Here is an 11,213-nt window from a genome sequence, read left to right on the forward strand (position 1 = left end):
AAAGATGGCGAAAAATTTTTTAAAAAATGCAAAAAATAAAAACCCTCCAATTCGCTTAAGGCATTTTCCAGCGAATTGGAGGGTGGTGCCCGAGAACGGGCAAAGAAAATCTTGCAAAATGTGAATTTAAATTCACATTTCAGAATATGTGAAGCCTGCTGATTGCAATGAAATTCATGTGCAGTACGGCTCGACTGCTATTTTGTTTTGTTTCCAAAGGGCTTTCCTCATCTACATGAAATAAGATACACATTAATATGAATTTGAGCGAATTTTCACAGCGCAGCATGTATTGTAGAATGCTGTCGAGGTGAAATAAAATGCATGATTACTCTCGTTCCTTAGGTGTCGCAGTTAGAAAGGCCAGGAAAGAGTTGGGGCTTACACAGGTGAAACTTGCAGAAATGACTGGTATTGACTCGCGCACCATTATCAAAATTGAAGGCTGCGAGGGAAATCCCATGCTGGAAAACCTATACCCCTTGATTCGGACTTTAAAAATAGATCCTTGGGAGGTTTTTTATCCTGAGTTAAAACAGCGTGATGCGGCGTTCAGACAGCTTCAGCTTTTGCTTATTGGGTGCAGCGAAGAAGAAATTAAAAAAATACTGCCAATTTGTCAGGCAGCACGCTCTGCGCTTAAGTCAAAAGAAACAATTCAAATATAAAATGCAGAGCCTGCAGCCTCATCATTTGGGGAAGCAGGCTCTGCGCTTTATGCGTCTGGCTCTTTGCTCTGCGTCATCTTAAGATTTATTATACTGATAATTGTTTCTTTTTTACATTTTGGACAATATAGTGGAAAATTTAATAGCACCGTTTTTTCCAACACTTTAATTCGTGTTTTACTGTTGCAAGTAGGACATCGAACCCAATATGAATCGTTATGATATTTCATTCTGTCTATTATGTTCCTATTCAACCAGCTTTACTATTATCTCTGAGAAAACATAACACCTCTGATTTGGGTGAGGATACTTCTTTCATAGTTCGCTAACAAATCATCCTTTGTAAGCCAAGTTTCATTTCTCCACTGCTGCTTGTTTTCTGTGCATCAACAGAGTGGTTCCTTGAAATATCAACTTTTATCTTCCTCTTTCGTCATAAATCGATCATCCAGAGTGTCTATCATTTTTTCATTTTTACGAGTTGCTCCTCCCGGCAGGTAAAGTAAGCTATGTCTGCTTTTTTCTCGCAACGCAGTGCATTCGAAAGCCTTTTCGCTGTTCCAGCACTTCCAGTGAAAGACCGGCTTTTTCGCTCATTGCCTGAATCTGCTTTTTGTGATAGACCCGCACATCTCCATGACCTGCCAAATGGCACAGGGGCATCTCAATGTGATTTATCAGCCAGATGAGGATCGTCGGGCCGGTGTTGTCCCGGAGGATTAACCGCCCGCCGGGCCGCAAGACACGATGGACGTTGTTGAAAAAGGCCTGTGGATTTGGGTAGTGGTGAAAACTCTGGGAGCAGATCACAACATCAAAAGAATCGTCTGAAAAGGGCAGTTCCTCACAGTCACCCACCAAAAACTCCGCGTTTGGCAGCTGCTTTCTTTGAGCGACCTCTATCATTTTGGGTGTCAGATCAATGCCGGTATAGTGCCGCTCCGGGTAAACTTCATTCAGCAGAGAGATCATCGGTCCGGTGCCGCATCCGCAGTCCAGCAGGTTTTCAAATGGCTCCTTTTCCAATTCCTCCAGAATGTCCGGGTAATCCTTTCTGCACATTTCATAAATACCCGCATGATCCGTTTCATACTGGTCCGCCACTTTGGTAAACTCCTGTATGGAAAGTTGTTTATACTGTTCGCTGTTCATACCATTCCCTCTTCGGTTCCACAGTAAAACCAGATTGTCATGCTACTTTTCTTGTCCAAACTCTTTTCCATTCCCACTTTTCTCGGCCGTCACACACATCCAGCCTCTCCGATTCTGGTCCACTTTAATCTTGCAAAAACCCGCTTCTTGCAAAACGGCCTTGATCTGTCCGGCGTTGTAGATCTTCATGCCTTCAATCTTGCCCGTCCACTTTTCGTCCTTTGGATTCATTCCGTTGGATTCATTGCAGATCATAAACGTCCCGCCGTCTGCCAGCACTCTGCAAACCTGCTGAAACGCTTTGAATAAATCCGGCCAGAAGTAAATCGTCTCAAAGGCCGTCACCACATGAAACCCGCTGTCTTCAAATGGGAGCTCCATTACATTTCCCTGAATAACTTCACACCGCCCCGCCTGAATCGCGGCAGCATTTTTCTTTCTGGATTGCTCCACGCTGACAGGAGAATAATCGATTCCTTTTATGATCCCACAGGAGCTTTTGGTCAACAGCTTCTGAAGATTCGCCCCTCCGCCGCAGCCAATATCCAAGGCCGCGTCATGGTCTCCGATAGAAATATGTTGAAATCCCCATTCCGCCAGAGCGGCGTGTCCCGTGTTCATCATTCGAACCATCATTTTCCCGCCAAAGCCCTCCGGCTTACAGGTGTTTTGAAAGAATGATCGCTTTTTCTCCATACCTATCTGTGTCTCCAGTCTCAATTATTTTCTGCCGACCAGCAGGGTGGAGCCTTTGAGCATCAGCCGCTTTGCCTCCTTTGGCGTCATGAACCGGCCGTCTGTGGTGTCGATCAGCTCCACCTTTTCGTATCCCTGAGCCTTGAGCTGACGGGCAAATTCTTCCATGTCGCCATATCGTGCCGGAGACATCAGATCGTGGATGGCAAAGACGCCTCCCTTTTTCAGCACCCGCAATGTCTCCAAAAGGAGTTTCTGCTTGTCCGCTCCAGTGATGTTGTGATACACATAGTTGCTGGTCACCGCGTCAAAGCTCTCATCCGGGAAGTCCAGCTTCGTGGCGTCTCCACGCTGGAACTCCGTGTTGATCACACCTTCCGCCTTAGCATTTTTCTCACACAAAGGAAGGCTGAATGAGGCGTAGTCCTTGCCCCACCGGTCGATGCCCACCATTGTCCCCTGGGGATTCCGCTTTGCGCAGGCAATGGTCAGCGCCCCGCTGCCGCAGCCTACATCCAGGCCCCTGCCGCCTTCCGGCAGGGTGATGTATGCCGCTGTTCCCTCCACGATCTGGCGGGACAGCTTCCGCTCCCCCTCGTAGGAAAAGGCCTTATAGGCGTGGATACACCATTCGGCATACTTAGCGCATACCAAGCAGGCAACAGCGAACACAGCGCCCAGAGCAACCCGCACACTGCCATGTACGCCCAGTCCGCACACACCGAAAATCAGAAAGCAGACAAGCGTGAGCGCAGTCGCGGCAAACATTCCATAGATTAGCCCTTTGGGTACCCAGTTTTTATAATCCGGTTTCATTCAGATTTCTCCTTCCGACAGGTAAAGCAAGCCATGGACTCCACCGTTTCCAGCTTCACCTGTTCGTACAGTTCCTTCAGCCGTTTTCGCAGGCTGTCCGCCGTCTCATAAGGCGGGGTGAAAAAACCTTTGGGCGTATAGATGTGATCAATCATCCAGTCTGTGCGCCGGTTTTCCCCTTTGATGTAAAAGCAGCCGCAGAAGATACCACCGGGCTTCAAAACCCGGAAGGTCTCCCGGTAACCCGCCTCCTTATCGGGAAACGCATGGAAGCCGTTTAAGGACAGTACCAGGTCAAAGCTTCCATCGTCAAAGGGCAGCTTTCCCACATCTCCCTGCTGAAAGCGCACATGCTTCAGCCCCAGAATCCCAGCCCGCCGCTGTGCCTGCGCCATCATGTCGGTGGAATAATCCAGGCAGGTGATGTCCGCATGGGGCAGCTGTTTGTAGACCGGCATGGTGAGTACGCCGGTACCCACCGGGACCTCCAGCAGCCTGCCGGAGAAATCCTCCGGTATGCCGGACAGCGCCCGCTCCAGATACCGGGTGTTCGTTTCCCGATCCATGTTCCACACCAGCTTGCAGACAGCCTTGCCTGAAAGTGTGGAGCATGTGATCATGCCGTCGTAAAAGGTGGCTTCTTTGCCAAGCGCGCCATAGGCGTTTTGAATTGCATCATGCCGGTTCATAGCTTTTCCCCCTGCTTGTTGGTATCCTTCCGGGCCTCTAAATAGCACAGAGGTGCAATGCTGCTGCCCATCAGTCTCTCCTCCGTCGCGGTAAATCCGCACTGGGAGACGAACTTCTCAAAGTCACGCGCATCCCACTTGTGATAGGTACGGAAACCTGTCAGCTCCATCATCCGTGTCCGCAGGCGAAACCCAATCCCCTCCCCGTGGACAAAGGTGGGTGCAATCAAAATGCCGTTTTCTTTCAAGACCCGGCGTGCTTCAGAAAGAGCTTTCTCCGGTTCCGGCATAATGTGGAGCGCATTGGTGATTACCACCGCGTCAAAGGTTTCCGATCCATAGGGAAGATTTGTGGCGTCCTGCACGCTGTAGTGCAGCCGGGCAGAGTGAGGCTTCTTCTTTGCCTCGGCGATCATCTCCGGCGAAAAGTCTGTCGCCTCAATGCTTTTCACACTGCCGGCGATCTGCCCGGAGATCAGCCCCGTTCCGCAGGCCAGCTCCAGCACATTCATCTGCCGGTTCAACGAGCCTTTCATTTTTGCAGCGATTGCGTCATAAAGGCGTGCATTACTGTACATGAACCTGTCGTAAAAGCCTGACCAGCGGCTCCAGAACGTTTTATTTCCCTGTTCTTTCATCAGTGCTCCCTCGTTTTACCAGCTTTGCAGCAGCCGTGTCACTCTGGCGTCAATATCCATGCGTGCTTCCCGGCACTCTTTAGGATACTGCCTCCCTGCACGGAAGGCTGCCCGCGTCAGCAGCCCAGAGCCCACCGGCAGCATCTTCCGGAGCATCCCCTCTGGAAAGACAAAGTGGGTCCCGTGGGGATACAGCGCCAGCTCATATTCGCTTGCATGCGGTAGCGCTTTCAGGCGCTCATCCATGCGGCGGATGAATTTGCAGGTATCCCAGAGAACATCATCCTCCGCACCGACAAAGAGAATCCTTCCTTGGATGTTTTCTACCTTGATCTTTTCTTCTTCCCGCACCGGGTGAAGCCGCTCGGATTCCTCAAACAGCTTCCGGGACGCAACCATATCCCCGCCCGCCTTTGCCTCTCTCTGAATCATCTGCCAATACTCGGGGTGGCGATAGGCATAGGGCAGGTACGGCAACGGCTTGCCGCCGACGGTGACGGTGGATTCCCCGTCCGCCGGACGTTCCTTCATGCCGTCTTTTCCATCCCGGACAAAGCCCTCCATGATGAAATCGCAGGGCGTCATGGCTATGGTGAGAGAAATGTCGCGATAATAAGACGCAGCAACAAGGGCCATCATTCCTGTGGTGGAGCCCCCCACAATGCCGATTTTCCGGTTTCCTCTCTGCTTGATTACACCGATAGCTTTTTCAAAACGCTCCAGTGGATAGCTGTGATGGCCATAGTCCTTCTTTCCCGGCGCCATTGTCATCACGTTGCAGTTCCGGCTCTGAAGCCATTTCACACCGGACACCGCCATGCGGTCGTCAATATCATCCCCCAGCAAAGCGATCATGCACCGGTCGATTGCATTCGGATTCGGAAAATACGCACCGAAAAAGCCATCCTTCTCCGCAGAAAAGTATTCTCTTTGCATTTTCATAACCGCCCTCCTCACATCTGGACCTTTCCCCTTATTTTCTGAAAAGGGAAAAGCCTTTCTTCTCATAGGGCTCACTGCTGATGGCAGTTACCTGGTACCCAGTAGCTTCAATCGCAGCTCTGAGCTTTTCTTCCTCCAGCGGCTGCTCTGATAGAATTTCTGTTCTCCCTTTTGCATGGGAGGAAGTGACCTTTTTCACCGAAAACGCCTTTCGGACAGCGTCATTCACATGAGCCTCGCACATTCCGCAGGCCATGCCTTCTACTTTCAAAATGGTTTTTACCATGATCCATTCCTCCTTAAAGTCTGGCGATACACATCGCCATGCACACTCCCAATACAAGCATCGCCGGCACCGCCTTTCCCGGTGCCGTTTTCTTCAGGCACATCCGCCGAATCTCCACCAAAATCAGGTCCAGCAAAATCGCTGCCGCAGAGATATAGAGATACACGGCATTTTCCCTGCGCACGCTTTCCGGTATCGCGCCAAATCCGCTGAGGGCTGCCATGACACCTGCAACCACGCAAATCGCCAGACATACCCGCGTTTGCTCCCGGTTGTCTTTGTTTCGATACCAGGAACAGGCGCTTACCGCAGCTGTCAGCAGCGCCACGGCACAGGTAAAAATCAGCATAAGCCCTCCCCTCCGGCATCTCTCCGCTCCAAGCCGCCGAGCCAGTCAATCACCGTATCCAGCACCAGCTTGGGATTCCCTACATTACAATGGGCTCCGGCATCCTCTTTCTCCGTCATAAGCCGGTAGGTCAGACTCCGCACATTGGGCAGGGCGTCCAGTTCCGCCGCGTAAAGCTCTTTTGCGATAAAATGGTCATGGCTGGCCCCAATGACCAGCATATCCTGTGTCAAACGCGGACCGATGTCCGTCATCTTAAAATCGTCCAGCTTCTTGATGTACCCAAAGGGGTCCGATGCGTCATATGCGTACATTCCGTGGCGGACAGCCCAATCCACAGTAGGCTCCGACGCCATTTTCTTTTTCATAATTGTGTTGATGGGTCCCCGGACATTATGACGGATCATCCACCGCATCACTCCCCACATGGATTTTGGCACCGCGTAAAGCGCTACATACAGGAAGTTCGGAAAGACGCTCCAGCCCACCACCCGGCAAATTCGCGACCGTTCAAAAGCTGCCGCGCGGGGGGCCAGCATTCCGCCCAGAGACGCCCCCATGATCGTCACATTCGTCTCGCCGATGGCATCCAGCACCGCTTTCACTGGCTTTTCCCACTGGTAGGTAAATCTCTTTCCCTGCACGCGCACCACACCGCCCTGACCAGGACCTTCAAACAGGTAGACTGCGTAGCCCTGCTTTGCCAGATACAGCATGGGGAAGAAGAACTCCTCCAGATAGCTGTCGTTGCCGCCGTGGAGCAGGATCACGCCTCTGCGGGGGCCATCCGGCTCCGTGTGAAGAATTGGCAGTTCCACATCCTCATAGGGGACAGTTATCCGTTCCACCATACCGCTCTCAAAATAGTCCCTGTAATAATCATAAAACATGGCTGTCGCCTTTTGATAATAGGCCAGCTTGTCAGGGTCTCCGTCATACATAAAAAACTCGCTCATACGGTAGTAGGCGATGGCGTTTTCCGTCCGGCCTTCTTGTTCGGCTTCATCTCCGAGGAAAATCAGAGTCTTTTTCCAGTCCGCACTGGAATGAATTCCTGCTGATACAGGCGCAATATCCTCCAGTCGTCCACCGTCCCATTGTATGACCCGGTTCAACTGAAAATTGAAGTTTGGGTCCTGATTGAGCTGGTAGGTTCCTCTGGTAAATGAAATATCCGGGAGCATTTTCCTCACCTTCTAAAGTTAGTTATAACTAACTACTATTTTCAAAAAATGCCGTCCTCTTAAAACGGCTTTTCTGCTTAAATTATAGGCACAATTCCAGATAAAGTCAATATAGGAAGCGCCGGAAATCGGTTTTTGCCCAATTTCCGGCGCTTTTCGTTAGTCCAACAAATTCGTCATGCTGCGGATGCTGATGCCAAGGGTGGAGAGATTGTGCAGCAAGGCCGATGTGGCGGGTGGCAGGATGCCGGCGGCTCCCAAAACGATGAGGCCGCCATTGAAGCCCAGCACGAAGCGGTAGTTCCCATTGATCCGCTTCAGCAGGCCGTTGGCGATCATCTTCAGCAGCACCAGCTCAAACAGGTCGTCCGCCGCGATGGTGATGTCCGCGATCTCCCGGGCAATGGCGGCGCCGTCGCTGATGGCAATGCCCACATCCGCCGCCGACAGGGCGGGAGAGTCGTTGATACCGTCGCCAATCATGACCACCGTCCGGCCCGCCGCCTTTTCCTGCTCCACAAACCGGGCCTTATCCTCCGGCAGTACCTCGGCGAAGTATTCGTCCACGCCCACTTCTTTTGCAATGACGGCAGCGGTACGCTCGTTGTCGCCGGTCATCATCACCGCTTTGGAAATGCCCAGCTTCCGCAGGCTGTTGAGTACCGCAGAGGCCTCCTCCCGCAGCGGGTCTGCCACGCAGATGACGCCTGCCAGCGTGCCGCCGATGGCAAGGTACAGGTGGGAATACTCCGGTGGCAGAGCGTCAAACATCACCTGCTCCTGGGTTGGAATGACACAGCCCTCATCTTCAAATACAAAATGGTAGCTGCCGATGACCACCTTTTCCCCGTCAATGCGGCTGGCGATGCCGTGGGCCACCACATATTCCACCTCGGAGTGCATCTCCGCATGGGAGATTCCCCGGCGAACTGCCTCTTTCACCACAGCATTGGCCATGGAGTGGGGATAATGTTCTTCCAGACAAGCGGCAACGCAGAGAACGTCCCGCTCATCCCGGCCGCCGAAGGGGACCACCTGCGCCACTGTGGGGGTGGCGTGGGTCAGGGTGCCGGTCTTGTCAAAGACGATGGTATCCGCCTTCGCTATGGCTTCCAGGTACTTGCCGCCCTTGACGGTGATGTGGTAGCTGCCGCACTCCCGCATGGCGGAGAGAACTGCCAGCGGCATGGACAGCTTCAGCGCACAGGAGAAGTCCACCATCAGAATGGAGATGGCCCGGGTGGCGTTCCGGGTCAGCAGGTACGTCAGCACCGTCCCCGCCAGACTGTACGGCACCAGCCGATCCGCCAGAGCCAAAGCCCGGTTTTCTGAGGAGGACTTCAGCTTCTCCGATTCCTCGATCATGGTGACGATCTGGTCGTAGCGACTGGCGCCGGACTGCTGCTCCACCTGGATGACACACTCGCCCTCCTCCACCACTGTTCCGGCGTAGACGCAGGCGCCTTCCGCTTTTCTGACAGCCAGGGATTCACCGGTGAGGGACGCCTGATTGACGCAGGCTTCACCGGAGAGGACCTTACCGTCCAGCGGGATCACGTTGCCGGTATGAACGCAGATGGCGTCCCCGGCCTTTACCTGAGTGATGGGTACCAGCACTTCGGAATCCTTTGTTTTCAGCCACACCCGGTCTACATTCAGCGACATGCAACGGGCTAAGTCACCCAGAGACTTCTTCCGAGTCCATTCCTCCAGCAATTCTCCCAGTCGCAGCAGGAACATAACAGACGCCGCTGTACCAAAATCTCCCCGGGCGATGGACACGCCGATGGAGAGGGCGTCCAGCACTTCGACCTCCAGCTTTCTTCGCAGCAGGCACCGGACTCCATGCCAGAGGTATCGGACGGAGCGTAACAGCGTGTATGCCTTTTCCAGAGAAGCCGGAAGGAACACCATCCGGGCTGCTCGGAACAGGACAATGTTCACCAGCTTCTCCTGATACTGGCGGTTCAGCGCCCTGCCGCTGTTTTCCGGGGTGGAGGACACCATGGCCTCCCGGTCAAATCGGAACGCTGCCACACCGTCCAGGATCTGCTTCCGATCCTCCCGGTAGAGGATGACCATATCGCAGGTGCGCTCATAGACCGTCGCCTGCCGCACGCCGGGCAAGGCGGTGAGGTAGGCTTCCAGCTGGTCCGCTTCCTCCATTGTCATGCGGCTCTTTTCAGCATGCAGGCGGATGCGCCCGCTGCTCTCATGCAGAATCTTACATTTCATGATAATCGCTCCAAATACGAAAGCCGCCCGCTGAGGCGGACGGCTTGGATGTACGGCTTATTCCGCGGCTTCCGCAGGCTCTGCGGCATCGACTACCTGCTCAGCGGCAGCCGCACGCGCTTCGTTGATGTCCTTGGCCTCCGCGAGAATGTCTCCGCAGTTCTCCTGTACCAGATTCGCAGTCTCCATGACACTATCCTTCATCCTCAGAACAGCGGCAGTGGCATGGGTGTATGCCTTTTTGGCGTCCTTGCTGGTCAGCAGCTTGATGCCGGCGGAACCAAACAGCGCACCGCCCGCAAACAGGGCGATTTTCTTGCAGTCAAAATTCATGGAAATACCTCCTGTTCACTTATGTTTATATCCGGTGATCATGACCATGAGCATACTGAAAACTGCCGCCCACGCCCAGAACTTATGTGCTTTCATTCCGATCACTCTCCATCTTATCTATACTTGGTTTATAAAATAGAATATCACATTCTCAATTCGTTCACTGTTTGATTTGGTTTTTTCTCTGTTTGAATTGGACAAATCTTATGTGTCTGAATTCTGCCGGTACATCATCGGTGATTGCCCCTCACTGGTTCGGAACATCGCAGAAAACTGGCTGTGACTGTCATAACCTACCTGGTGAGCAATTTCCGAAACAGGCAACTTCGTTTCCCGGAGCAGCCGCTTGGCCTCAGAAATACGCTTCTTTCGCAGATAGGTTTCTATCGGCATTCCGTAAAGGCACTGAAACGTCAGCTTCAGCGCCGTCAAGGAAATGCGGAATTCCTTTGCAATCTCCGCCTGTGTCATACGCCGGTCCAGATGCTCCGTCAAATAGCAGCAGATTTCCCTGACACGCTTCTCCTGATACCAAGCGAGTCCGGCCTGTTCCTGCGATTCTGAATGGACCACAATCCTATCTTCTTTTACTTTATCCATCTTTATTCAACTCAAATGTTCTGCCTGCCAACTCATTGCGGTAATATTCCGGCAGATTCAGCACGATCGTGTGTGCCATATTCTTGGAGTCCTCTGCTGTCATATCCAATCCCAGAGCCGGGAGCCGTTGGTTGATTTCCTTTACACAGCGGGACAAGTCCTTTGCCAAAAGGAATCCCCTGTCCGTCAAATAGATTTTCCCGTACCGCTCCCGGACCAGCAGGCCCATCTCCATGAGATTAGACATCATATTGGTAACGGATGCCTTGGAGCAGTTCAGGGCTTTCGCAATGTCCGCTGTACCCACGTCCATGGTCACCTGTCCCAGTTCATAGATCACCAGTAAATACCGCAAATGCGATTCCCGTAATTCCATGTTCTGATCCTCACCCTCATAACGGAAAGGAGACACGAACAGCTTCCCTTTGCCCGTGCCTCCTTTCCCGTGTTTTCGCCTATTCGATTATTTGGAGTGGCAACTGCCGTGGCACCCACCACAGGAGCCGCAGTCTCCATTACAGTGTCCGCCGGACTTGTGGGATCTCCACAGAGAACGGACAGCCAGGGCCACAACGATGGCCAGCACTGCCAGAACGATCACATTTCCCCAAATACCAGACATCGT

The 11,213-nt window shown here is 52.6% G+C and carries 16 protein-coding genes; 1 reads left to right on the plus strand and 15 read right to left on the minus strand.

What is annotated here, in order from left to right; translation table 11 throughout:
* Positions 1-320 precede the first annotated feature (320 nt).
* On the plus strand, positions 321-668 hold the full coding sequence (locus ACQRD3_RS03555) for a helix-turn-helix domain-containing protein (protein ID WP_427779875.1): 348 nt from the start codon (positions 321-323) through the stop codon (positions 666-668).
* A gap of 47 nt (positions 669-715) precedes the next feature.
* Here ACQRD3_RS03555 and ACQRD3_RS03560 read toward each other — a convergent pair whose 3' ends face one another.
* The 15 genes from ACQRD3_RS03560 to ACQRD3_RS03630 form a co-directional block, all read right to left on the minus strand.
* Entirely contained in the window at positions 716-898 is a 183-nt protein-coding gene (locus ACQRD3_RS03560) for a cysteine-rich KTR domain-containing protein (RefSeq protein WP_326207505.1), read from the minus strand.
* A gap of 277 nt (positions 899-1,175) precedes the next feature.
* On the minus strand, positions 1,176-1,820 hold the full coding sequence (locus ACQRD3_RS03565; RefSeq protein ID WP_427779878.1) for a class I SAM-dependent methyltransferase: 645 nt from the start codon (positions 1,818-1,820) through the stop codon (positions 1,176-1,178).
* A 42-nt stretch (positions 1,821-1,862) separates the two neighbouring features.
* The gene (locus tag ACQRD3_RS03570) at positions 1,863-2,516 is read right to left on the minus strand and encodes a class I SAM-dependent methyltransferase (protein WP_427779880.1); all 654 of its coding nucleotides are present in this window, start codon (positions 2,514-2,516) and stop codon (positions 1,863-1,865) included.
* A 24-nt stretch (positions 2,517-2,540) separates the two neighbouring features.
* Positions 2,541-3,332, minus strand: coding sequence for a class I SAM-dependent methyltransferase (locus ACQRD3_RS03575; RefSeq protein WP_427779881.1), 792 nt, complete (start codon positions 3,330-3,332; stop codon positions 2,541-2,543).
* On the minus strand, positions 3,329-4,021 hold the full coding sequence (locus ACQRD3_RS03580) for a class I SAM-dependent methyltransferase (protein WP_427779883.1): 693 nt from the start codon (positions 4,019-4,021) through the stop codon (positions 3,329-3,331). The genes ACQRD3_RS03575 and ACQRD3_RS03580 overlap by 4 nt, the downstream gene beginning before the upstream one ends.
* Positions 4,018-4,659, minus strand: a complete 642-nt coding sequence (locus tag ACQRD3_RS03585; RefSeq protein WP_427779885.1) for a class I SAM-dependent methyltransferase — start codon at positions 4,657-4,659, stop codon at positions 4,018-4,020. The genes ACQRD3_RS03580 and ACQRD3_RS03585 overlap by 4 nt, the downstream gene beginning before the upstream one ends.
* 15 nt (positions 4,660-4,674) lie before the next feature.
* Entirely contained in the window at positions 4,675-5,595 is a 921-nt protein-coding gene (locus tag ACQRD3_RS03590) for an acyl-CoA thioester hydrolase/BAAT C-terminal domain-containing protein (protein WP_427779955.1), read from the minus strand.
* Between the two features lie 37 nt (positions 5,596-5,632).
* On the minus strand, positions 5,633-5,887 hold the full coding sequence (locus ACQRD3_RS03595) for a heavy-metal-associated domain-containing protein (protein WP_427779887.1): 255 nt from the start codon (positions 5,885-5,887) through the stop codon (positions 5,633-5,635).
* 13 nt (positions 5,888-5,900) lie between these two features.
* Complete coding sequence (locus ACQRD3_RS03600) at positions 5,901-6,236, minus strand: hypothetical protein (RefSeq protein WP_427779888.1); 336 nt, start codon at positions 6,234-6,236, stop codon at positions 5,901-5,903.
* The gene (locus tag ACQRD3_RS03605; RefSeq protein WP_427779890.1) at positions 6,230-7,420 is read right to left on the minus strand and encodes an alpha/beta hydrolase; all 1,191 of its coding nucleotides are present in this window, start codon (positions 7,418-7,420) and stop codon (positions 6,230-6,232) included. Before ACQRD3_RS03605 ends, ACQRD3_RS03600 begins: the two co-directional genes overlap by 7 nt.
* 159 nt (positions 7,421-7,579) lie before the next feature.
* Positions 7,580-9,655 (minus strand): heavy metal translocating P-type ATPase, encoded by a 2,076-nt coding sequence (locus tag ACQRD3_RS03610; protein WP_427779892.1) that lies wholly within the window; start codon positions 9,653-9,655, stop codon positions 7,580-7,582.
* A gap of 57 nt (positions 9,656-9,712) precedes the next feature.
* Entirely contained in the window at positions 9,713-9,988 is a 276-nt protein-coding gene (locus ACQRD3_RS03615; RefSeq protein WP_374736641.1) for a DUF6110 family protein, read from the minus strand.
* A gap of 204 nt (positions 9,989-10,192) precedes the next feature.
* The gene (locus ACQRD3_RS03620; RefSeq protein WP_427779894.1) at positions 10,193-10,588 is read right to left on the minus strand and encodes a helix-turn-helix domain-containing protein; all 396 of its coding nucleotides are present in this window, start codon (positions 10,586-10,588) and stop codon (positions 10,193-10,195) included.
* Entirely contained in the window at positions 10,581-10,964 is a 384-nt protein-coding gene (locus tag ACQRD3_RS03625; protein ID WP_427779896.1) for a metal-dependent transcriptional regulator, read from the minus strand. Before ACQRD3_RS03625 ends, ACQRD3_RS03620 begins: the two co-directional genes overlap by 8 nt.
* An 87-nt stretch (positions 10,965-11,051) precedes the next feature.
* Positions 11,052-11,210, minus strand: a complete 159-nt coding sequence (locus tag ACQRD3_RS03630; protein ID WP_427779898.1) for a FeoB-associated Cys-rich membrane protein — start codon at positions 11,208-11,210, stop codon at positions 11,052-11,054.
* Positions 11,211-11,213: the final 3 nt, after the last annotated feature.

The sequence above is a fragment of the Candidatus Pseudoscillospira sp. SGI.172 genome (assembly GCF_050313575.1).
Classification (GTDB): Bacteria; Bacillota; Clostridia; order Oscillospirales; family Oscillospiraceae; genus Vermiculatibacterium.